This window comes from Psychromicrobium lacuslunae (assembly GCF_000950575.1).
In the GTDB taxonomy this organism is placed as follows: Bacteria; Actinomycetota; Actinomycetes; order Actinomycetales; family Micrococcaceae; genus Renibacterium; species Renibacterium lacuslunae.
In genome coordinates this window covers 1-22,945 of record NZ_CP011005.1, presented here as the reverse complement: position 1 = coordinate 22,945, position 22,945 = coordinate 1, and the positions used below count along the sequence as shown (strand labels likewise).

At 59.6% G+C, this 22,945-nt stretch carries 13 protein-coding genes, 2 pseudogenes and 1 riboswitch; of the genes and pseudogenes, 2 read left to right on the top strand and 13 right to left on the bottom strand.

Going from position 1 to position 22,945, the window contains the following annotated elements; all coding sequences use genetic code 11:
- Positions 1-42: 42 nt before the first annotated feature.
- The 6 genes from UM93_RS00075 to UM93_RS00050 all read right to left on the bottom strand — a co-directional run bounded on the left by UM93_RS00075 (position 43) and on the right by UM93_RS00050 (position 9,125).
- Positions 43-318 (bottom strand): SHOCT domain-containing protein, encoded by a 276-nt coding sequence (locus UM93_RS00075; protein ID WP_052663429.1) that lies wholly within the window; start codon positions 316-318, stop codon positions 43-45.
- Positions 319-1,021: 703 nt separating this feature from the next.
- Positions 1,022-1,255 carry a type IV toxin-antitoxin system AbiEi family antitoxin domain-containing protein gene (locus UM93_RS18100; protein ID WP_422784942.1) on the bottom strand — a complete coding sequence of 78 codons (234 nt, stop codon included), beginning with the start codon at positions 1,253-1,255 and terminating at the stop codon, positions 1,022-1,024.
- Positions 1,256-1,351: 96 nt separating this feature from the next.
- On the bottom strand, positions 1,352-2,074 hold the full coding sequence (gene drmC, locus UM93_RS00065) for a DISARM system phospholipase D-like protein DrmC (protein WP_045072901.1): 723 nt from the start codon (positions 2,072-2,074) through the stop codon (positions 1,352-1,354).
- Positions 2,064-4,091 carry a DUF1998 domain-containing protein gene (gene drmB, locus UM93_RS00060; protein ID WP_045072899.1) on the bottom strand — a complete coding sequence of 676 codons (2,028 nt, stop codon included), beginning with the start codon at positions 4,089-4,091 and terminating at the stop codon, positions 2,064-2,066. The genes drmC and drmB overlap by 11 nt, the downstream gene beginning before the upstream one ends.
- On the bottom strand, positions 4,088-7,801 hold the full coding sequence (gene drmA / locus UM93_RS00055) for a DISARM system helicase DrmA (protein ID WP_052663427.1): 3,714 nt from the start codon (positions 7,799-7,801) through the stop codon (positions 4,088-4,090). Before drmA ends, drmB begins: the two co-directional genes overlap by 4 nt.
- Before the next feature lie 46 nt (positions 7,802-7,847).
- Positions 7,848-9,125, bottom strand: coding sequence for a recombinase family protein (locus UM93_RS00050; protein ID WP_045072897.1), 1,278 nt, complete (start codon positions 9,123-9,125; stop codon positions 7,848-7,850).
- Between the two features lie 25 nt (positions 9,126-9,150).
- Between UM93_RS00050 and UM93_RS00045 the strand changes: the two genes are divergently transcribed.
- On the top strand, positions 9,151-10,422 hold the full coding sequence (locus tag UM93_RS00045) for a type IIL restriction-modification enzyme MmeI (protein ID WP_045072895.1): 1,272 nt from the start codon (positions 9,151-9,153) through the stop codon (positions 10,420-10,422).
- 17 nt (positions 10,423-10,439) lie between these two features.
- On the opposite strand, the gene UM93_RS00040 is transcribed toward UM93_RS00045, so the two are convergent.
- From UM93_RS00040 to glyA, 6 genes and pseudogenes are all read right to left on the bottom strand, one after another.
- Positions 10,440-14,513: a DNA methyltransferase gene (locus UM93_RS00040; protein WP_045072894.1), complete on the bottom strand. Its 4,074-nt coding sequence runs from the start codon at positions 14,511-14,513 to the stop codon at positions 10,440-10,442.
- Positions 14,513-17,677 (bottom strand): DISARM system SNF2-like helicase DrmD, encoded by a 3,165-nt coding sequence (gene drmD / locus UM93_RS00035; protein ID WP_045072892.1) that lies wholly within the window; start codon positions 17,675-17,677, stop codon positions 14,513-14,515. Before drmD ends, UM93_RS00040 begins: the two co-directional genes overlap by 1 nt.
- Positions 17,678-17,910: 233 nt before the next feature.
- Positions 17,911-18,579 carry a response regulator transcription factor gene (locus tag UM93_RS00030; protein WP_045072890.1) on the bottom strand — a complete coding sequence of 223 codons (669 nt, stop codon included), beginning with the start codon at positions 18,577-18,579 and terminating at the stop codon, positions 17,911-17,913.
- Between the two features lie 15 nt (positions 18,580-18,594).
- The gene (locus tag UM93_RS00025) at positions 18,595-19,701 is read right to left on the bottom strand and encodes a sensor histidine kinase (protein WP_045072889.1); all 1,107 of its coding nucleotides are present in this window, start codon (positions 19,699-19,701) and stop codon (positions 18,595-18,597) included.
- A gap of 110 nt (positions 19,702-19,811) precedes the next feature.
- Complete coding sequence (locus UM93_RS00020; RefSeq protein WP_045072887.1) at positions 19,812-20,699, bottom strand: bifunctional methylenetetrahydrofolate dehydrogenase/methenyltetrahydrofolate cyclohydrolase; 888 nt, start codon at positions 20,697-20,699, stop codon at positions 19,812-19,814.
- 1 nt (position 20,700) lies between these two features.
- Positions 20,701-21,976, bottom strand: a pseudogene (gene glyA / locus UM93_RS00015) (serine hydroxymethyltransferase).
- 75 nt (positions 21,977-22,051) lie between these two features.
- A riboswitch (ZMP/ZTP riboswitch) is annotated at positions 22,052-22,152 on the bottom strand.
- A gap of 67 nt (positions 22,153-22,219) precedes the next feature.
- On the opposite strand from glyA, the gene UM93_RS00010 reads away from it, so the two are divergent.
- Positions 22,220-22,495, top strand: coding sequence for a putative quinol monooxygenase (locus UM93_RS00010; protein WP_324606738.1), 276 nt, complete (start codon positions 22,220-22,222; stop codon positions 22,493-22,495).
- A 124-nt stretch (positions 22,496-22,619) separates the two neighbouring features.
- On the opposite strand, the pseudogene UM93_RS00005 reads toward UM93_RS00010, so the two are convergent.
- A pseudogene (locus UM93_RS00005) lies at positions 22,620-22,922 on the bottom strand (trypsin-like serine protease); the annotation flags it as partial.
- Between the last annotated feature and the right edge of the window lie 23 nt (positions 22,923-22,945).

The window sequence follows — 22,945 nt, the reverse complement described above, 5'->3', positions numbered from 1 at the left end:
GCCCCGCTACCTCCATCGAGCTGGTCTTGCCCCCCCCTGTTGCTAAGTCCTGGAACGCAACACCTCGAGCCGGGCTCGATACTCCGTCTCGTCCACCTCACCGCGCGCATAGCGCTCACGCAGCACCGATTCGGCACCCTGTTGATTGCTGATCAGCCTATTGCGCCACCAGATCCGGCGGCCGAAGAAGATGAAGAAACCGATCAGCAGCAACCAGACGAAGGGGAAAATTAAAAACCAGGGAAAGCCCCAACCACCCCAGCCCGGGTGCATAGCAGCCTCGGTAAGCGCTGGGTTGGCGGCCAATGTACTTAACATGATGTCTCCTTAGTGACCGGTCGAGCACGGTTCCCGACCTGATGCCATCAGTCTGCTGCGTGGCTGGTTACCGGCACATCCGGCCAGCGGAGTCATCTCAGCTCCGTTGAATACTCCCCTGGAGGTAGCTGCGCGAGCAAAAAGTTAGTAATGCCATCCGACAGGGTCTCTTTTCGCTGAATGCAGTCGCAGTCGGGGAATCAAGTGACCTGATCGCCCGCCGACTAGTCGCAGAAACGACGGTCGCCGCAACGAGCGGCGGCTCAGCCTTACCTAAACGATCCTGAGCCTGCACGATCCGAACGTTAAGTACTCTTACAAATGCGGCTGTTTGTCCTTCGGCACGAGGTTATTCAGGGCGTCCGCGAGATTCGCGGGTTCACGCTGGGCCATCACGAGCCTCCACTCCGCTGTTAACTTTTCGCGCTCGGGGCCTAGCAGGATGCTGGTACGTCCCGCCCGATCGAGCGCTTGCCTGATGAGGTAGCTCGGCAGGCTCGAAGCACTCCCTGCGCGATCGTTGTCGGCACGGTGACGATACGGATACCTTGCCACCAGTCCAGCTGGTTCGGTGCGAGGTCTTCGTAATAGTTCACGTAGCACTCTCCGTCGCTTCGACGCAAACGCCGCCGGTCAACGGAGACATGGATGCGATCCGCGTTGATGTCGGTGGTATCCCAGGCCTCTGACGCTGTATCGTGGCTCAGACAGGCCTCCGGCACGCTCGTCCACAAAATGGCGAGCTGGTTCTGGTTGCACTCCTTCTCCGAGACCTGGGTATTCGATGGACACCGCGGGCAGCACGCTCGATCCTCACGCGAGCAACCATTATGGACAGCTCAGCATGTGAGACATCTTCGTCTAAGGCCTGAGCCGTTGTGACAAAACCGTGCTGACCTAGCGCTACCTCACGCAGACGCTCCAACTTAGTGACCACCGAGATGTCAGTACCTTAGAAAAAAGTGAAGGTATTGACATCTATTGCTGGAGGGTCACGCACGAGATTCAGAAGATAGCCGTCCAGCGTTTCTCGTTATGGCGCAGTGGGGACTAGCTCGTAGAGCGAGCCATGCTTGCTGGTCATCGTGGCCTCAATTGAGGCGGCGAGAGCCGAGTCACGAAGCAGGAGGCCGAACTCCATGTTGAGATTCTCAGCCGGGTAACTGAAGTTAGCACTGGTAATGAACAGCAGCTCATGGTCTACAACGACAAACTTGGCATGGCTGACCACCTTTTTCCCGCTCGGAAGCACGGCTGATTGGTACACCGTGGCCCGCGGGAGCTGCGCTTTGACGCTGGCAGCCTTCGCAACTCTGGCATCGACATAGACCGTGACCACCACACCGGGTCGCTCAGAGGCCGCCTTCAGGGCACGCCGCATCTGAGAGTTGTTCTGGAAATTGTAGGTCGCTGCGGTTACCGACTGGCGTGCTTCTCCGACGATCCGATGAAACTCTGCGGTGAGTCGACCCGTGTTCGCCTCGTGGCCGGGCATCGTCCATACGGGAGTCACGTCTCGGAGCACGGACTTCGCTCCAGCAACCGCGCGCAGCACACTGACGGCCCGCCCACAATCCCGAGGTGTGAGACCCGCTGCTATTAGTAGCAACTTTGCCTGCTCGCGACGAGCACTCGCTATCTCACGTATGGCGACACTGAGTGGCGCGCCTATCTCGAACTGCAGGGCAAGGCGTGCCGCCTCGGTCGCGTTTAGGAAGCTGCCGAGTTCAACAAACGGATCGGAGTCAGTGGCCATAGATGCTTCCGAAGAACCCGGGCGCAGTGAAACGGTTCTGGGCCGGAAGGTCGAGGATAAAGCGGCGGTCGAGGAACCGATTAGCCTTCTCACACGAAGTCTCTGAGACGAAGCAGCAAGTGTGGCACGCCGCACCGTGGAGGAAATCCTCCGGGTCCGACGGCGTGCGTTGTGCGCACATCGGGTCTGAGGAACATCTTGCGGCTCTGCGTAACGCGGCGCGGACGATACCTTGAAGCTTATCCGGCTCGGAGAGCGCAACGAGACCGCCGAGCGTTCCATCGCTATCCGATGCAGTCGTGCAGATCAGCAGGCCAGCAGCTGCCTCGCGTTCCGGAGTAGCCTTCCAGGCGTAAATACGTTCGGTCAGACTGGCGGCACCATAGCCCGAGCGCATCGCCATCTCTCGAATCAGGATGTGCGAAAAGGTATGAAGCAGCCAATACCGCGGATCAGGCAGCCGGTCATCGGGCTCTATCTCGGCGGCGGTCTCGGAGAAGCGGCGCGCAAAGTTGCGGCGATGCGCTTCTTTATGCGCTGTCCAGAGCGATATGGGCTGATCGTCGATTCTGCGTTCCCATTCGTCGACGGCGTCGAGGTCGAGTTGCAGAAAAATGCCCTCGCCTCGGTCTTCCGTGGCCGGCACCCAGGTTGGCCTGTTACTGCGGGTAAGAGGTACGACGCGCGAGGGGAGATCGCTAATGCGGTCCATCTCGTCGAGGCGAGTGAAGCCGAGAACAGCATTGGCCTTCTTCATCTTATTCACGCCGACGACGCGGTTAATCAGGGGATTCAATTCCCTTCCGCGTGGCATCTCTGTGACCATCAATCCTGCGCTGTCCTGCTGCTCGGGAAATGAAATGGGCTGCTGGAGATATAACCACTCAGGGACCAGCAACTCGATCGGGTCCCGGCCCGCATGGCTATCTTCCGAGGCTTCTTCGGCAGTTGGAGGGACGAGGGCCTTCGCAACAATCGTCGCAATATCCTCGTCGTCAAGCTCGGTGACGTCGATGTTGCGTGCTCCGGCGAGCGCACGGATAACCGGGATCTGATCACCAAACGTCCTTAGGTCATCGACATTGAGTTCGACACGTAGTCGGTCGGCAAGCACTTCCTTCTGCTCCGCATCCGATCTCGGCATGACGATAATGCTCTGGGTTACCGGAAACCAAAGGTTTGAGGCACCCATCATGATCAGCGCAGGTTTCGCTTCGCACCCTGGGAAGAACTCGCCCAGATGCGGATGACGCCCGCGACAGACTTGCGGGATCTTTTCTCGTCCGGCTGCTCCCATCGCCTCCGCCATGCCGCGGCGAGCATCACAGGCTTGGCATTTGATGCTGGACCCAACGCTTTTGCCGACGTTGGCATCAAACATCTTCAAGTCCGGTTCGCGCTCAGTATTTGGGCATTTCTTCCCACGGTGCACCCACAGCGTGTAAGGGAATTCGTCAAGGTGCCCATTGGTGCAGGTGAGCAAGTGCTGAGCCGGCACTGCTGGCCAGCCGCCCCTTTTACCGCTGGCCGCACACTTGTGGGTGAACTGCGCGAGGTCGGGTCGAAACGGATGGGTGTTCTTGTAATCGAAGCGCGACAATGGGCCAAGGTAATGGCAGTGGGTACAGCGCAGCCACTGCGGAAACACTCGCGCAGGGACCCCGAGGTCGGATCCTTCCGTCGATGTCGGGCCTTTCTTCGGCTGCCAAGGGAAAGGTCGTAACTCTCTGACTTGATTACCGCGATATTTACGAACGACGTTCAGCAGTCGTGGTTCGAATATCCGATCGATTTCTTCACGGCGTTTCCAGATCGACTCCCAATCATCGAGCCCAGCTGGCATCACTGAAAAGCTCGGCAAGTCCATAATCGAACCAGGGCCGTAGGTATACAACAATGAAGACGGCCGAGCCGATCCGACCTTGGCACGATTCTTCGATTTGCCTTTCTCGACATCGCCAAGTGGGTCAAGAGAATCCGTTGCGCTCGGTAACACCCCGGTGACTTGGTCGGTCATTCTTCGTCCTCCCCAAGGGGTAGTGCCCAGCCTTCGATGTCCGCCCTCGGGCTCGCATAAAGCCTCTCCTCGATCGGCGACACCAGAATGTTGATTTCCGGCTGTACCTCCCGCATTGAGTTCGCGATCCTGAACGGAGCCTCTACCGGGCTACCGGCTTGTGCTTGGTAATTTTCTGGGCTGACGATCAACGGTAAATATCTCTTATCATCCCGGGTACGCTCATAGACCAATATTTTCTGCAGTCCAGCGGCTTGTTTGACGCGGCGACACCACTTATCCACTCGATTTTTGAAATTGTCACGGGCCTCCTTGGCTCGACTCTCATCCGGTGATGCGGCGAGAATGCGCGCATTCAACCGCTCCACCAACGCGGTGACGGCCGAGTACTCTGCCTCTATCTTCCCTGCCTGCTTCTCGGGCGAAAGACTGTCCGTTCTCGCCGCTTGGACAACACGAACCGCGCTAACGAGCAATCCGTCGATGCCACGTTCCAATGAAGTCGGCGAGAACGGCGTGACAGACAAAGCCTCGACTTGTTTGTAAAACGTCTCATGGTAGTGCCGGAACTGTTCATAGTGGGCAAGGTCACGCGGACGGGCCCAATTGCCTAGAGAGACGACTAGCCCGGGTCGGTTCCTATCGCGGCCGACGCGAGAGGATGCCTGGATGTACTCGGCGGTGTTCTTCGGTTGTCCCACCACAAGCATCAATCCAAGTCGCTGCACATCGACACCAACCTGGAGCATCGAAGTCGCGAGCACCACGTCGAACGGCTCGTCTCCGTCACGCTTCGGCACTACCTCCTTAGCCTTGGCAGCAGCCCCCCGGGCATTGATCGCCGTGGTGACATCGAAGTCAGGGTCAAACTCAATCCCGAGCTTGTCGAGGGTCCTGCCAATATCAGCACCTGAAATACGAGAAGTCAGTTCAGCAACGTTGAGACCGAAGTTGGTGCCGAACCTTCTCGGAAATCCGGACTTCGGACGGGGGCTGCGTACTCGGCTGGTTACGTCGTCATCTACGTAGCGGCGCATACCTGCCAATTCACGGGTGGCATTGAAATAGCCGACAAGTGTCATATAAGGGTCGGCCTCGATACCGGTGCGGTCGAACAGCAGTTGCCCCGCTAGCAGCAGGATCTCGGTGAGGCGAATCTCGGCGCTAGACAAACGCACACCGGGCGCGCTCACCCCGAGGTAGCGACGGCCAGGATTCTGTTGAGAAACCTCGACCTCGCGGGAGAAGAAGGTATCTGCCACGTCGAGCACCTGTGGCGGGAAGACCTCGACTTTGCGACCGTACAGCTGCCGCACCTGATCCACGGCGTTCCGCACGGTCGCAGTGGAGGCGACAATTAGCGGCTTGATCGCCTCACCCGCTGGAGTTTCCCATGAACACAGCGTTTCGAGGGCGACCTCAAACAGTCCGACGGCGGTACCCAGTGCGCCAGTGATCAGGTGCAGCTCATCTTGAATGATCAGATCCGGTGGACGCAGTCGGTCAACCGGCACCACGGTGGCCGCTGGGTGCCCACCGTTCGCAGGATGCGCCTGGACATCGCAGTTCGTGTAGTCGGGATGGATGTAGCCGTGCCGACCGCACCGCTTACTAACGTAGCCGAACAGCGACGCGGCCTCGCCTTCGCGCGCGAGCCGAGCGAACTTATCAACGGTCGCGATAACGAATGCCGGGGCGAGCCGATAGATCTCTTCATCGACAGTGAGCACCGGGAGCCCTTCGGGTACACCGCCACCTTTAGAGAACGGGCAGCGACCCAATTCGTCACCACAGTGCACCAACACGCGGCGACTCGTGACGTCGCCCTTAACGTTCGCCGGACTAATCTCGGTACCACACCATGGGCAACGCTGAATCTGAAGCACGGTAAGTCGGTGCGAAGCTCCATCGTTGACTTTCTTGAGCTGTTCATCCGCCTCTTCGAATCGCTTCGGGCTGACATCGGTACCGACCCACAGACCAATCCGGAAAGGTTCCACACCCCACGTTGCCTCGTCTTCAAGGCGCGCCAGTTCAGCGGCGCACACGAGTGTGGTGGCGCGCTGGAACTGCTGCGCGGTGAGTAGCCGCAGCGTATAGCGCATCAGCACCGAGACGCCATCGCCACCGTTCAACGCGCCGTCTTGGGATTGCACGACAGCCTGACGCCGACGAATCGCGAAGGTGTATGCGGCAAGGCCGAGGTATGCCTCAGTCTTGCCACCGCCAGTCGGGAAGAAAAGCAGCTCTACGCCAGCCTTGAGGTCCGCGCTTCGCAATGGATCTGTCGGGTTGGTGAGCGCGCGGAGCTGCATAAGGATGAAAGCTAACTGGAATGGCCGCCAAGATGCGACCGGTTCTCCGTCCAGCTCGGCGGCCTCAAGGTCCTTCCACGCCTGGATAATCGACAACGATGAGTCAGACTTGCGCACCTCGGCGACTTGGGAAGCGAGACGCTGATCGCGCATCACGCGGTTCATGAACTGGAAGCACTGCAGAGCGGTCGCATCCGTCGCCACGAACTCTAGACCGTCGACCAGCCGTTGATACGCCCGCTGTGCCTCCCACAACGCATCATCGGCGGTCTCACGTAGGTGTGCGGGGAGCTCCGCTGCATTGCCTCGCTGTCGTTCGAGCCACGCACCATAACCGGAGATCAGTGGCGTGAGACCATCCCGCAGCTCCTCGGCGGAGGCTGATGCGAGCTCCTTCATCGATAAAGTCGCGCCCTCCACGACGCCAGCCCGGGTCTGAGGCGTCTCCGCATATGGCAGCCAGCTCGTGGATACCGAGGTTGCCCGACGCGATCCTTTCCGCACAACCCAATCAGCAGAGCAGGTACGACCGATGGCAAATTCCAGCCGATCTTTGTACTGCAGATCGAGCCGGCGAACCTCGTCATCATGCTCAGCCCAGTCTTGCTCCAGGACATCGCGCACCGGGAGGAACACCTCGTCGCCACCCGAGTCAATCAGCAGCTTCGTCTGAAACATCCACATACTGGTCGGGATCGGCAGTGGCGTCTCGCGGTCATTACAAAGTGCGATCTCCACGAGGACGCGCCCGTATTCGTGGTCGTCGTAGCGGTCAATCCGCAGACAAATGGCATCGCGCAGCACGATTGTCTCGGTGTGCCCCGGTTTCAGCGACGCTATCGCTATGGTTCGGGTCTCCTCCACCGGAGTGCGCCGATATTTCCGTTCCGGCCGGCCATTCGGTTTCATTTCGCCTGTTTCAACCGTCTCGTAGCTGCCCCACGACGCCGTGACTTCGAACGACGGAAGATCCTCTGACACCTGGAAGCGCAGGCCCATCGACGCTGGGATCATCAGCCCCTGCTTGGGCGCGCGATCCTCACCATCGTCTTCCTCGGCATCAGCTTCGCTCTCGTCTGCGGCAACCGCGGGAACGCCGCGGCCCTCGGCGACGCCATCCTCGTCGAGGCGAACCTCATCCAAGTCGCCCGCCTCATCCTGATCGAGCGTGGATGATTTTGTGTCAGTAAGTTTCACCGGCGCAATCAAGCCGACGAGATACAGCTGCTTCGGGCTGATTGATAGTAACTCGTTCTCCCCATAGATCGGTCCGAGAAGTTCACGCTCCAGAATGTCGGCTAGGTTCTCGCGCACACTGAAAGAGGTGCCATCCAGTGGGAAATCGAGTGGATATCCCGGCTCCGCTGGCGCTGCCGCGTCCATCTTCTCTGACATAGCCACTATTCTGCCGCACAACACCTTGATTGACGGTTAGGGTACGTCAAAAGCGCTCTGACGGTGACCAGGTCAGCAGCACTCGCTCCTCGTCAAAGTAGCGTCCGACAATGCCACGACGAATAACGAGCGCGCCAAGCTGGGAGAGCAGCACTGCCCGGCGCGCCTTATCGTCATGACCGGCACGCAACCAGGCTTCCGCGACGGTAAGTTCGCCTACTTTCTCTTCGGTACGTTCCGCAAGAAGTCGATCAATGAGATAGGCGTCGAGCGCGGTGCGCCCAATCGTCTGGCGGCATTTCGGGCAGTAGAGCATTGGGCGTTTCTGATTTGTTCCGCGGCAGAGGTATACCGAGCACTCGTGGCACCGGGCCACGCGAGACAGGAAGGGGCTTGTCGCCTGCCGTTCGCCCAGCTTTCGAGCCTGCGGCACAGCACGAGCGTCGAGGAGTCGTTGCAGCTCCGTGAACTCTTCGACGCCGACGATAGCAAGACTCTCATTGATGACCGGATCGCCGTTCTCGTCCCGAAGAACTGCAAAGGGGTCGGCACGTTTTGCGCTCTTTGCGCGTCCAGGGTTTCGTGGTGTCATTCCGGCTATCACGGGGTTGCGCAATAGACCGTCCACTGTCTGTCGGTTCCAGTTTGTGCTGCCGGAGGTCCGTTCAATCCGACGTATTGGGAGCGGTGCTCCTGTCTCAGTGAGCCATCTGGCGATTGCGTTTACTGTCTGACCGCGAGCGGCCCTAGCGACGATCTCCTTGAGCCATTCGATCCGTTCTTCCTCCTGCACAAGAACCCTACCCGGGCCCCTTACATTCGATATTGACCTATATCCGTAGGGGATTCCGCCTCCCGGCCAACGACCATCTTTGAGAATCTGAGCCCGTGCTGCTCTGACCCGAGCGCGGATCGCCTCAGCCTCCATCTCACCGAACACCGCAAGCATCACCGCGAACGCACGACCTTGGGGGCTGGTCATATCGATGGGATCCTCAACAGCGACAAGACCAGCTCCTCGTTGCTGTAGCGTCTCGTCGGCGTGGAGGAAGTCAAGAACCCGCCGGGCAAGGCGATCTACTTTCCAAATGATGACGGCATCGAAATCCCGCGCTTCAATTAGCGACCTCCAACCACGACGTTCCTCGGGACGGTTTGCGGTGGCAGAAACACCGTCGTCGATGAATTCACCGACAACTTCCCAGCCCCTCGCCTCGGCGTATCTGCGGCAAGACTGAAGCTGCCGCGCGATGGAAACTGACTCTTCTTTGGTAACACTGAGGCGGGCGTAAAGGACACATTGACGTACTTGTTTAGGATTCATCGTTATAGTTCAGCGGTTTTTTAGCTTGCGTGCGACCTCACTTTTGCAGGCAAAGGGGACGCTTGGGTTGATTGCGACGAATACGGTCGCTCAGGGTGATTCTCGTGAGGTTGGTTTGGATTCGATGGTGTCTGACGGGTTCACGATTACGAGGGCTGTTCAGTCGCGTTCGTGGCCGGCGTCAAGTGCGAATTTAGAGTATGCCGCAGTCTGGGGCACTCGCGAGGTTGTCGAGGAAGATGTTCCGCGTATTGCCGACGATATTGCGGTCAGACGGATCAGCACACTGCTCGAGCCAGCCGGTCGAGTCGATGGAATGCCTGCCCGACTGGCCGAGAACTCTGGTTTGGCTTTCATTGGATGTTACGTCCTGGGGATGGGTTTCGTACTGGAGCCGGAAGAGGCGCAAGAGTGGATTGCCGCTGATACCCGCAACGCTGAGGTACTGTTTCCATACCTCAACGGCGAGGATCTAAATCAGCGTCCCGACAGCTCGGCATCGAGGTGGGTCATCGACTTCAACGACCGAACCGAGGAACAGGCGCGCAAGTACCCACGGCCGTTCGAGCGAGTGTCCGAACTCGTGAGGCCCGAGCGGATGCACAACAGACGTAAGCCTCGACGCGATTACTGGTGGCAGTTCGCCGAACGAGCGGCCGGGATGAGAAAAGCGATCTCAGACTTGTCGGAGGTTTTGGTCCTCGCTCAAGTCAGCAATACTGCACAACCCATGTTCATTCCGAAAGGAATTGTGCCGAGCCACAAGATCGTAGTGTTCGCATCGGACAACCGTGGATTGATGGCGGTGTTGTCATCATCCCTTCATTATTTCTGGGCTCGCAAGTATTCGGGGGCGATGAAGAATGATCTGAGCTACTCCCCATCTGACGTGTTTCTCACGTTCCCACGGCCCAAAATGACCAAGCGATTGCTCCAAGCAGGCTCTGCGCTTGATAGGGAACGTCGCGAAATCATGGCTCGCCGAAGTCTCGGGCTTACCAAGCTCTACAACCTTGTCAATACGCCCGAAGCGGGCAGCGACGTAGATGTATCCCGAGTCCGCGATCTTCACGTTGAGATCGACGAAGCGCTAATCGAGGCATATGGATGGGATATCCACCCTCGCTATGGTTTCCACACCTACAGACGAGTTCTGCGGTGGAGTTTCGATGCCGCAAGTCGCGTTGATTTGCTCGACAAACTCCTCGAGGAGAATCGTACGAGAGCAGAGTCTTCGCCAGTGACTGGACACATAGAATCTATTTACGAGTTCGCCGAAGCCACATTGTTTGGATGAGCGATCGAGAAGATTGATCAGCCAAGTGGCATTGCTTCAGCATCGGCTGTCCCGCTGAGCGTGCTGGCGGGCGCCAGTTGATTTTGCATGCGTCGATGGTTCTCTTCAAGAAGTAAATCCAGCAGCTCAACTCGGTTGGAAGCACCGACTGTCCAGCGTTGCATTTTTCGCACGGTGTAAAAGCTGTGGTCGAGTTCTATGCCTCGCCAGCCAAATGCTTCGAGTACCGCCGCGTCGACTTCAACGTGGAGGTTTCTAAGGTGACCCACGTCCTCCGCACCCGTGACTGCAGGATCAGCAACGAGGTTGTAGACGTCGGTCAAGCCGATGCCACGACGCGCCATCAACTCTCGCTGTCCGTTTTCCAACGCACGACCGGCAGCCTCAAGACGCTCTGTCCGCTGGGGCAAAGGAAACGTTAGGAACGCATCGGACGGTGAGTAGTTCACCCGAGTTTCGAGCGTCGAACTGTAAGTGATTGCCCAGAGCCAGTGCAGCGACGACGAGAGGACGGCCTGATCCGCAAACGAATCCGTGGCGTAAACGCCTAACCGATGGCTGAAGACCTGGTTCGTTGACACCCTTAGCGGCATGACGCTCTTACTGACAAGAGCGATGACCAACACCTCCGACAAGTCTGCGATCGCTTTACGCATAGCTGGGCGTTTTTCGCCGTACTGCCACCACCGCTCAGGTAAAGGCTTTCGGAGAGCGTATTCACCGTTCGACTTCCGACGCTGCCTTTCAGGCTTCACCCGTTCGACCAAGCGGTGGTAAGGCAATTTGTAGGTAGCAGCCTGTTCCTCGGTTCGGTCGTTGAAGTCGATGACCCACCTCGATGCCGAGCTGTCGGGACGCTGATTTAGATCCTCGCCGTTGAGGTATGGAAACAGTACCTCAGCGTTGCGGGTATCAGAGGCAATCCACTCTTGCGCCTCTTCCGGCTCCAGTACGAAACCCATCCCCAAAACGATGCAGCCTTGGAAAGCGATGCCCGCATTCTCTGCCAGCCGAAACGGGTTTCCCGCTGTACGTCCTTGTGCTTCGAGCAGTGTGCTGATCCGTCTGACCGCAATATCGTCGGCAATACGCGGAACATCTTCCTCGACAACCTCGCGAGTGCCCCAGACTGCGGCATACTCTAAATTCGCACTTGACGCCGGCCACGAACGCGACTGAACAGCCCTCGTAATCGTGAACCCGTCAGACACCATCGAATCCAAACCAACCTCACGAGAATCACCCTGAGCGACCGTATTCGTCGCAATCAACCCAAGCGTCCCCTTTGCCTGCAAAAGTGAGGTCGCACGCAAGAAGAAGTAGGCGACAAGGTCCGCGCTGCCGCGTCGACCATCCGCAAGCACATTCACGAACCAATCGCGCATATTGGTTCCCATTGCACCGGTGAGCTTTTGCCCCCCAAGGAATGGCGGATTGCCGATGATCGCGTCGAAACCACCGTGATCCGCCATCACGTCGGCCGCCTCGATGATCCAATGAAGCGGCTGCCACTGCACGTAGTCTGTGTCGACCGTCGGTGTGAGCCCCAGGCTGATCTTCGAGTCAAGCCAAGCCGAGTCGGCTACATCGTCATGCGCACCCGGAAACGCCTTGCGAGCCGCCTCCCGCAGGTCTTCATAGGCGGCATCGAGGGCACGGCCGGGTTTGCCGCCAAGCGAAAGCCCGGTGGCGATAATTCCGTCGGCAAGCTTGCGAAGATCCGCGGTGACATTGTGAAGCTGCGCGAGCTGTCGCCGCTTGGCCGCAGCCGAGCGCGCTGGGCTATCGTCCGACTCGACCGGGGAGGCGAGGCTCTCCCGCAGCTCGACAGCACGTTTGATGATCGAATCAACGTCGACCTCGAAGACATCGAGCATGCCCTGCTGCCGACTTTCCTTGGTCGGGTCGATGTGCATGGCGCGTAGCTGCTTGATGTCGGTGAGCCCGAGGAGCGAATTGCCGACAAAGACCTTGTCATCGACAAAGGAAAACGGCAGGTCACGGTCGAGGGAAACGAGCCAGAGTGAGAGCTTGCACATCTCGATCGCCATCTCATTGATATCTGCGCCGTACAGGCAGGTAGCGACGACCTCACGCATGGCGAGCGTGTGCAAGTCCTTACGGCCGCCCCACGCCGGGTTGTCGGTGACCCATGCCTCGACGAGTCGGTCTGCGAGGAAGCGCGCAGCAGCAACCAGGAATGCACCCGAACCGCAAGCTATGTCGGCGACCTTGAGGTTGAGGATGTCGGCCGGCGACTTGAGTTTCCACTCATCACGGTTCGCGGTCTGATGTGGTCCGGGTGCGTAGACGAGGGGTTCGAGAGCGTGCTTCACCACGTCTTCGGCAAGCGACTTCGGCGTGTAGTGCGCCCCCGAGTTCTTGCGGGAAGGAGTTTCCTTGACTAGCAACGCACCTTCGAGCACGACGAAGGGTCGGTTACGCAGGTCGAGTCGCACCAGACCAAGCCAGGGCTTTACACGCTCAGCAAGTTCGAGGTCGCCGCCAACGGCCTGGACGAGGGCGCTCACCACGCTGGGCGCGACGTTTACACCGACAGCCTTAGCTATAGCGGCCTCAGAGGACGGCTTCGCTGAAGGCTGATCGGTCTCGATCCAAGCACGGATCGCCCTGGCCAACTGCTTGCTGTCACTGTGAGTCGCAGCGAGTTCCTCCAGCTTAGCGAGCGGAATCTCAGGCTCATCACCGCGGGTACCGGTAATGCCGAGGACCATCTCGGGCGCGACCGTCGCGGTGTAACCGAGAAGCCCCTCGTACATGTAGCCGATTTGTTCGACGTCGATGTCACGGAACGAGATGCGGCGCGCCTCGCCTTTGATCTCAGCGACTTGCACGGCGCGGAGCACATGCAACATGACCCGATCAGAGACGGTCAAACCAAGGACGCCTAGTTCGTTCGTGGCCGTGAGGAATGGAAACCGTGCCGGATCGAAGAGAGAGCCACCATAGGCGGGAATCCGAAGATTCTCGAATGTCGCACCCCGGTACAACGCATTGCTGGTTGCCAGCAGGCGGTGCCAGCTAAGCGAGGTAGCGTCGAGGGCTTCTTCGCTCTCCGCAGACTCGCGGGCGGTCAGCTGATCGAGTTCGCCGGCGATCCCGTATCCCTGGTCGAACAGTCCGCCCTGCGGCATCAGTCCACGCTCTTCGGCAAATAGCAGGAACACGGCGCGCATCATCACGGTGACTGCGGCCTCGTAACTGTCATGCGAACGAGTCGGGAGCGGGACGGCTAGGCTTCGGCGCTTCGCCTCGGCAGCGGACTCGGAGAATGATTGGATGAGCAGCTCGACCGCGCGGCGCACCTGGGCACCCAGCGCCTCAGTAATCTCTTCGGCGGCGGCGACCGAGTCCTCGAATAACACCGGAAGGCGCTCGGCTGGGTCGCCTCCGATCAGGTATTGCCTCCCAATCAGGGCGAGAAAGGCATCACGAGTGCGATGTTCTTCAGTCCAAGTGAGGGCATCGACGATGCCGGAGGCGGCCATCACTCCGTCACGTGCGTGTACTACCCCCCACCAACGACCGTCCGTGACGATGCCGATCGGTACCTTACTCTCGCGCAGCATCGCCTCGACGCGGTCGACAGGAGTAGCGGCCCACAGGTCACCCGGCACCTCGCGCAGTGAGTCGACCGGGTCGATGACATGCACGATCGCGCCGATCTCATCGTCTCGGCTGACGGTGGCCTGTGCTTGGACTGTGACCGCTCGATTCGGCGACTGGGCTGCGACTCCAGAGACCTCTCCCCAGCTAAGTGATTCGGCCCAGCCTGCGACGTCCCGCAGAACGGTCTCTACCCACTTATCACGTGCCGTTCGGTAGCTGTCAAGGACGGATTCAGAGTCAGAACCTCGGTCATAGTGCTCCCAGGCAGGCTCAAAGTCTTTGCGCGCATCGGCGAGGATGGCCTTACGAGCGTCAGCAAGCCGAGGCATGCCCTCCGGCCAGACGCGTTTGAGCGGCGGGATGGCCAGAAACGGCCCCTCAGTATCGACGAGTTCGAGCCAGGCACGGTGCAACTCGGCGGCGCTCCGTGCTGGGCGATTGCGGGCAGGTCGGCGCGCCATCAGTCGCGCCACCCATCTGCGTCGGAACGGGTGAGTGCAAAGACCACGGCAGCGGCGGTTGTGTGGGGTTTCACGTCGGCGTACCTATCTTTGATGGCGGAGATCTCGCGTGCTTCTTCATCGTCGAGTTCATCGAGTCGGCGTTGCATGGCCTCGCGGTCACGCCGCTGCTGGCGTTCCTGATCTGGGTCAGTGAAGAGCTGTCCCTGAGCTTCGGCTTCCTGAGCACGGAGGCTGGTTAGGGAATCACGGAGGTTCGTGCGGAACGCAGCGAAGATCTCTTGTGCTCGCTGAACATCGGCGGCCTCGCGACGATGGAGCTGGTCTGTCACTTGAGTCTGCTTGCGCCCTGCCCGATCGCGCATCGCAGTTTCGAGGCTCTGGCGAAGCGGGGCATCGGGGACGTTCCAGATATTGGCGAGCTGATCGCGCACCCGCACATCAGCGAGAACGAGTTTCTCACCATCGAGGGCAATGTCGAGCGCTTCCTCGGCGCGTTCCTCCGCCATCGCTCGGCGGCCACGCAGGCGCACTCCGACAAGAAACACTTCCTCGTGCAGGCGGACACCGCCACGACCGACGAGGACCATCCGGGTGACAGCAGCAACAAACGACTCTTCGAGATCTTCCACTACGACGGCGCTCACCCGTCGTAGCGTCGAGTCCACGCTCCACAACGATCGGCGCAGCAGCCGCTGCGCCTTTTGCACGATCGGGTGCCCGAGGTGCACATAGACGAGATCAGCACGCCCATCTGCCGCATCCGGATCGAACGTGATTGGACGTAACTCACCCGGGTTCAGGCGGGTGTCGAGGCCACGCAGCGTGTCCCGCCAACCTGCGGTCAAAGTCGGAACCTCAAACACTTCGGCTTCGGTATCCTGCGCAAAATCGTAGTTTGGCGCAAGCGGAGACTGGTGGTTAATACGTAGCGCAGTATCGACGACACGACGCAAGTTTGCCGCTTCGAGATGCAATTCAGCCCGGGAGGCGTCGTACCCCTGCTCCAACTGCGTAAGTCGGGCGTTGAGTTCAATGCCACCTGCGAGCGCCTGGTTGATCACCGCATTGGTGTCGACTCCCGCCGACTTACGCGTGGCACTGGCGCTCTTGCCGAAGTGCCTTTGGATTTCCTCCCCCACCACTTGATTGGCCGATCCGAGGTCATATTCCACCTGGGAAATCTTGCGGGCGATGATCTCCATGAACCGCAAATCTGAGCCATAGGTAGAGGAGTCACGATCGGGTACGAAATGATAGACCTGAGGCTCCTCGGTCTGCCCGTACCGGTCGATCCGACCAATGCGTTGCTCCAGACGCGACGGGTTGAACGGAATGTCGAAGTTCACTAAGCGGTGACAGTAGGTCTGAAGGTCAATGCCCTCGCCCGCCGCATCGGTGGCGAGCAGAACTCGCACCGGCTCCTTCGATGGGTCAGCAGTAAATTGCGATCGGATGAATTCGCGATCCTCTGGCGTGGTAGAGCCCTGGATTACCGCAAGACGATCATCGGTATAGCCCTTCTGCCTCAGCACACGAGCGAGCCATTCGACGGTGTCCGCGTACTCGGTGAAGACTACGACACGCTCATTCAACCAGTTCTTACGGTCGGGGCGACATATCGCATCAAGAAAGCCAATGAGCTTTTCAACCCGAGAGTCGGCGCGGCCCTCGTATTCGAGGCCCCAGCTCGCCAGCTTTTCCAGCTGACCAGGGTCGGCACCGACGAGGGGGTCGGAGCTCTTCGACTCACGCAGCCGCTCTGACTCCACTTGCTCCCAAAGGCCCTCTTCTTCGTCTGCTTGGCCCTCGCCGAAGATGTCGTCGTATTCGTCATCTGATAGGCCGCGTCCCGCCTTGGACGACAAGTAGTTGCGCAACGTCACACCGAACGCGTACGGGCTGGACAGGAAGCGCTTCTTCAGCAACAGCGTGACGATGTCACCTGAGGGCTTCGTACCGTTGAGCTTCGCGCTTTTGGTGACGATTGCGTCAAGCAGGCCAAACATCTGCTGTTCGTCGCTCGACGGATCGAACAAGATCGTGTTCACCTTGCGTCGCTTGAAGCCCTTGTTCGTCAAGTCTGTCTTCAGGCGACGGACGGTCACGTCCTTCAACGCAGTGGAGTCGAGCTGCGCGCCTCGAGCGAAGCGCCGCGGGTCGATCATCTCCAGCAACGCGGTGAACGATTCGGGGTGCCCGTTGTGCGGAGTCGCGCTCAGGAAGAGCCGATGCTCACACTTCTCAGCAAGCTGACGCACCGCGATGGTTCGCTGCGTATCAACAGCATAGCCACGACCGCCCGCCAGGGTCGACGGGCTAGACGGTGCAACGTGATGTGCTTCGTCGACTACCAGGATGTCAAAAGCATACCGGCTACCCGTTTTTGGGTTACTCGCCTGTGAATATACGTCACGCAGCAGACGCTGGGCACGCATCTGCGGTAACCACGCCATACTGACGATCACGCGGGGGAAGATCTGGAAGGGATTTGCCTGGAGTCCGTGCGTGCGGCGGACCTCAGCCATCAGCTCGGAGTTCACTATGGTGAACTCCAGGCCGAACTTCTCCCGCATCTCGTCCCGCCACTTCAGCGACAGGCTCGGTGGGCAGACGACTACGGCGGTCCTGGCGCGATGACGAAGTAACAACTCCTGAATGACCAGCCCGGCCTCGATCGTCTTACCTAGGCCGACATCATCAGCAAGTAACAGATTGGCACGTGGCGCACCGAGAGCCCGGCGGAGCGGCTCCAGCTGGTACGCCTCGACGTTCACACCCGACCAGAACGGGGCTTGATAACGATTAGGATCGGCACTCGTTACCGCGCCCCACCGCATTGCGTCGATGAACCCGGCCAATGTCTCCGGCTCGTCGAAGCTATCCGCGTGAATCAAATCGGGGAGCCCCTGCGCTGGGGTGACAGTCTGTCCGACTTCAAGTTCCCACACCACGCTGAGTTGAGCACCGAGGCTACCCTCATCGAGCGACTGAAGGTCGACAACATGGCTGAGCTGTGCGACCGATTCGTCAGCGGGACTGCGCGGGAGACCCTGGACCTGGACGTTGGACACTGCCCAAGTTGAACCGCGGACCTCGACGACCTGCCCAGCCTCGGGCATTATCGGCGCAACTTCTCTACCGTTCAGTGTTATTCCGGCCATATGCTACATTCTTGCGCAGAATGCCACATTCTGGGCAAATTTGCTTCATGTCGCAGGATGAAGCGTCACGTGATTCTTTGACTCGCACCGACATACAAATGTTCCTCAACAACGTGGATCGATCTAGATCGCTGGAGCTCGTCATTTTCGAGCAAAATTAAGCGGAGTCACCTTAACCTGACTGGATACTCCGGCGGAGGTATCGCAGCAGTCGGCTCGCGAGGCTCAAACAACTACCCCTCGGCTCGCCCCGGTTTCACCAAGCCTGATTCGTAGCCGAGCACCACCAACTGAGCGCGATCGCGAGCGGAGAGCTTTGTCATGATCCGCGAGACATGAGTCTTCGCGGTGAGCGGGGCAATGAAGAGGCGTTCGGCGATCTCGGCATTGTTCAGTCCCTCGGCCACTGCAGCGAGCACTTCCAGCTCTCGCTCGGTCAGGTCGCTGAAACCTTGGGGTTCGCGCAGTGGGTGTGCCTGCAGCGCAAATTGTGCCAGCATCTTTTTCGTCACCGAGGGCGAGAGCAGGGCATCGCCCTCGGCAACCACCCGGATAGCGCGGAGCAGTTCGGTTGGCTCGGTGTCTTTCACCAGGAATCCGGCTGCCCCGGCGCGCACCGCCTCGGAGATATATTCGTCGAGTTCAAAAGTGGTCAGGATGATCACCTTGCTCTGCGCGAGCGCTGGCTCTGCGGTGATCTTCGCGGTCGCCGTCAGCCCGTCACCGTCAGGCATCCGAATATCCATCAAAATAATCTCGGGTCGGTGTACTTTGGCCAGCCGGAGCGCTTCCGCACCGGTCCCGCACTCCGCAATCACGCGCATATCGTTCTCGGCGTTGATTAGCGCACCAAAGCCAGCACGAATCAACTTCTGATCGTCGGCCAGCAGAATCTCAATCATTAGCTTCCTCTTGGCTCATCGGGCGCTCTGAAGCGGAATCCGAGCACGCACCGAAAGCCCGGGGTGCCTCTCGACGAATTCCAGCTCCCCCGCCAGCGACGCCACCCTTTCGCGCATTCCTGCTATCCCATTACCCGGAATGCTGTCGACTAGGCCGATGCCGTCGTCGTCAATCTGCACGCTGAGTTCAGCTTCCGCGCTGCTCACCGTGATGCGCGCGCGGCTGGCCGCGGCGTGCCGAACGACATTAGTCAAGGCCTCCTGAACCAGCCGATAAACCACTGCCTCCTGTTCGGCGGCCAACGGATGCGCCAGGTTAAGGTGCTGCTCAACTCGCAAGCCGCTGGCCTGCGCCTCTTCGATCAATTTGGGTAGCCGCGAAAGCGGACTCACCGGGCTCAGCGGGGTATCCTGCCGGAGCACCCCGAGCAGCTCGCGCACCTCGGTCAGCGCCTCCTTGCTACTGCTCTTGATTGCTTGCAGAGCAGCTTGCATCTGAGCCGGGTCCTTTTCGGCTAGGTGCAGCGCCACCGATGCCCGCACATTGATGCTGGAGAGTGAGTGCGCCACCACATCGTGAATATCCCTGGCCAGAGCCAGCCGTTCTGCGCTTCGGGCGGCCTCGGCCTGCTCTTGGCGCCGGTGGCGAAGCAGGGTAGTTCGCTCAATTCTGGCCTTGATACCGGTCCCCACCAGTCCGAGGATGAGCAGCCAGGCACTCAGCGCTGCTGTTTTGATCGGCCAGGTATCGCCGCCCATCAGGGCGTTGTAAAGCACCACGCCGAGCACGCTGAGCCCAATACATAGCCAAGTGACTACCTGCTGCCCGGCAATCAGCGCAAAAATAATCGCGACGGCAAAAGAAAGTGGTTGTGGACCGGCCGGATAGCCGGCGAATAAGTACCAGCCGCTGAAACCCATTGAGAGCACCACCATCACCGCCGGAAAGCGGTGGCGCAAAAATAGCGTCAGCGGGCCGGCAATGAGACAGATATAGGCCCAGGTGTCGAGCGGTGTACTGGTGACCTGGAATCTGCTGGCGAACCTAGTGCCTACCAGGCCGAGGAGCAACAGCACCACGACAATTGCCGCTGTGCGCAAATAGGGCCGCCTGGTTCTCACCTTTCGAGCCTAGTCCCGGCAAGCCACCGCCGTCAGCCTCCGTCAGCAGCAATGCTCCTGCTACCGGATACTCCGAGGGGAGTACCCGGTAGCAGATTTCTTGACTGTTATCAGCGCGGAGGGTTTTGCCGCTCAGCGGCGGCCACTACATTGCTCATCAGCATCGCCCGCGTCATCGGGCCTACCCCACCGGGGTTTGGCGAGATCCACGAAGCAACCTCGGCGGCGGCCGGGTCAATATCGCCGAGCAGCTTCGGCTTACCTGTCTCCTCGTTGATTTCGCGGGAGACGCCGACATCGAGCACCACGGCCCCGGGTTTCAGGTCAGCGGCTTTCACCAAATGCGGCACTCCAACCGCGGAGATCACCACATCGGCTTGACGCAAGTGGCTCGGCAGGTCAACGGTTCCGGTGTGGGTCAAGGTGACGGTAGCGTTGATAGCCCGACGAGTCAGCAACAGCCCGAGCGCCCGGCCGACGGTGATGCCACGGCCCAGCACCACGACGTGCTTACCCTTTAGGTCGATATCGTTGCGCAGCATCAACTCGATGGCGCCGACCGGGGTGCACGGCAGCGGGGTGTCAATCGGGCCATTGACGTTCAGTACCAGGCGGCCCAGATTCACCGGATGCAGCCCATCGGCGTCCTTGGCCGGGTCGATCCGCTCCAGCACGGCCTGCTCATCCAAATGCTTGGGCAACGGAATCTGCACCAAAATGCCGTGCACCTCTGGATTGGCATTGAGCTCGTCAATCACCGCGTCCAGTTCTTCCTGGCTGGTTTCTGCTGGTAGCTGCCGCTCGACTGAAGCCAGGCCGAGGGCAGCGGCGTCGCGGTGCTTCATCCGAACATAAGCGTGGCTGGGCGGATCTTCGCCAACTAGAACGGTTGCCAGTCCAGGCGTGATGCCGCGCCGCTTCAGCGCCGCGATACGTTCTACCAGCTCAGATTTGACCTCTGTGGCGGCCTTTTCGCCGTCTAAAATTTGCGCCGTCATGCTAGCCCTCAATTCCTGGGTAGAGCGGGAAATCTTCGGCAAGCTTATGCACCCGGGCTTTAAGCGCCTCCGCGTCGACAGCGGCCCCTGCCTTCAGCGCGGTGGCGATGATCTCGGCCACCTCGGTGAATTCGGCCGCGCCGAACCCTCTGGTGGCCAGCGCTGGGGTGCCGATCCGCAACCCCGAGGTGACCATCGGTGGCCGCGGATCGAAAGGCACCGCGTTTCGGTTGACCGTAATCCCAACGCTATGCAGCAGGTCCTCGGCTTGTTGGCCGTCGAGGTCCGAGTTTCGCAGATCGACCAGCACCAGATGGACGTCAGTACCGCCGGTGAGCACCGAGACACCGGCTGCAGCGACGTCGGGCTGATTGAGCCGATCGGCCAAAATCCGGGCACCTTCCAGCACCCGCTCCTGACGTTCCTTGAACTCGTCCGAGCCAGCGACCTTGAAGGCTACCGCTTTCGCTGCGATCACATGCATCAGCGGGCCGCCTTGTTGGCCCGGGAAAACCGCCGAGTTGAGCTTCTTAGCCCACTCCTGCTTAGCCAGGATCACTCCGAGCGCGGACCAGCCAGCGTTTTGTGCACGGTGGAAGTGACGACGTCGGAATGTGGCACCGGCGAGGGGTGCAAACCGGCCGCGACCAATCCAGCGAAGTGCGCCATATCGGTCCAGAGCAAGGCTCCGACCTCGTCGGCGATGGAGCGGAAGGCGGCAAAGTCAAGGTGTCGAGGGTAAGCAGACCAGCCGGCGATAATGACCTGCGGCTTTTCCGCCTTAGCCTGCTCCCGCAGCTTATCCATATCGATCCGGAAGGTATCTTCCTCAACTTGGTAAGCAGCTACCTCGTAGAGCTTGCCGGAGAAATTCAACTTCATGCCGTGGGTTAGGTGGCCGCCGTGCGCCAACGAGAGGCCGAGGATCTTATCGCCCGGGTTGATCATCGCGGCAAGCGCCGCAGCGTTCGCCTGTGCACCTGAGTGCGGTTGCACATTGGCGTATTCGGCGCCAAAGAGCGTCTTGACCCGATCAATGGCCAGGTTTTCGGCGATATCAACGTATTCGCAACCGCCATAGTAGCGCCGTCCGGGGTAGCCTTCGGCGTATTTATTGGTCAGCACCGAACCTTGAGCTTCCAGCACCGCGCGGGGGCGAAGTTTTCGGAAGCGATCATTTCCAGGGTGTTGCGTTGTCGCCCCAGTTCGTCTTGCAGGACTTGGGCGATTTCCGGGTCTAGCTCGGCCAAAGAAGTATTCGAGGGATCGTTCGACATGGTGACTCCTGAGCGGAAGAAGGTTCTATGGGTCGTAGCTACCAGTACTTATTAGTGACTGTACCGGCAGATATGACCTCGGTCCCAGGCGTTCGATCCATGGTCTGCGTATGAGTCGCTGTTGACTCGGCCGCTCCCCGGTGGTGAACCACCTTACGCCAGTTGCGACTTGGCCAGTTTAGCTCACGCTCAGCGCGGAGTCAGCATCGGCATTTTGTCTTTCCTCGGTCTTACGCTCGGAGCATGACCTTCGCATACTTTGGCAAGTTAGGCACTCAACCCGGGCGACGCGATGAAGTGGTAGCAATCCTGGTTCGCTCCGACACTGGTGATCCGCTGCCGGGTTGCCTGTTGTATGAGGTGGGAATCAATCCGGACTTCCCGGACCAGGTATTCGTCTCTGAACTCTGGGAATCGAAGGAAGCTCATCAGGCTTCCTCACAGTTGCCCTCTGTTCAGGTCACGATCAAGGCGATGCCCCTGCTCTCCGGCGAGATGAGTGGGAACGATTCGAGGTGATCGGCTCCCCATTGCGGGATTGAGAGGCCAGCGAGAAGACCAAAATCGGTGAGATCCCGCTGGAAAGGCCGAGATCTCACCGATTTTAGCTACCTTTAGCTGCTGCTAACCGCTTTGCGGCCGCTTAGCTCACCGAGACACCCGAGACACTGGTGATCCAGTCGCCGAGGCCGGTACCGAGCGTATTCCACTTCGTCGGGCGCATTGTAGTCATTGTTCCGGAGCAGACGCCGACAACCTTGCCGTTAGCCACCAGGGGGCCACCGGAGTCGCCCTTATAGGCCTGTCCGTCAACAGTCTTTTCCACGATTGACGGGCCGGACCAGCCCTGGTCATCGGTGCCCACAATGCTGACCTTCGCGGTCTTCAGCTTCGACGAGGCCGGCGCGCCAACAGCGGTCCGTCCCCAACCATAGATATTCGCCGCAGTGCCTTCGCTCGGGTACTACC

What these genes read in the sequence shown, in the direction of transcription:
- drmB (WP_045072899.1), bottom strand. Translation starts at nt 4,091, where the DNA reads ATGACCGACCAAGTCACCGGGGTGTTACCGAGCGCAACGGATTCTCTT.
- UM93_RS00020 (WP_045072887.1), bottom strand. Translation starts at nt 20,699, where the DNA reads ATGACGGCGCAAATTTTAGACGGCGAAAAGGCCGCCACAGAGGTCAAA.
- UM93_RS00030 (WP_045072890.1), bottom strand. Translation starts at nt 18,579, where the DNA reads ATGATTGAGATTCTGCTGGCCGACGATCAGAAGTTGATTCGTGCTGGC.
- UM93_RS00040 (WP_045072894.1), bottom strand. Translation starts at nt 14,513, where the DNA reads ATGGCGCGCCGACCTGCCCGCAATCGCCCAGCACGGAGCGCCGCCGAG.
- drmD (WP_045072892.1), bottom strand. Translation starts at nt 17,677, where the DNA reads ATGGCCGGAATAACACTGAACGGTAGAGAAGTTGCGCCGATAATGCCC.
- UM93_RS00010 (WP_324606738.1), top strand. Translation starts at nt 22,220, where the DNA reads ATGACCTTCGCATACTTTGGCAAGTTAGGCACTCAACCCGGGCGACGC.
- UM93_RS00050 (WP_045072897.1), bottom strand. Translation starts at nt 9,125, where the DNA reads ATGAATCCTAAACAAGTACGTCAATGTGTCCTTTACGCCCGCCTCAGT.
- drmA (WP_052663427.1), bottom strand. Translation starts at nt 7,801, where the DNA reads ATGTCAGAGAAGATGGACGCGGCAGCGCCAGCGGAGCCGGGATATCCA.
- drmC (WP_045072901.1), bottom strand. Translation starts at nt 2,074, where the DNA reads ATGGCCACTGACTCCGATCCGTTTGTTGAACTCGGCAGCTTCCTAAAC.
- UM93_RS00075 (WP_052663429.1), bottom strand. Translation starts at nt 318, where the DNA reads ATGTTAAGTACATTGGCCGCCAACCCAGCGCTTACCGAGGCTGCTATG.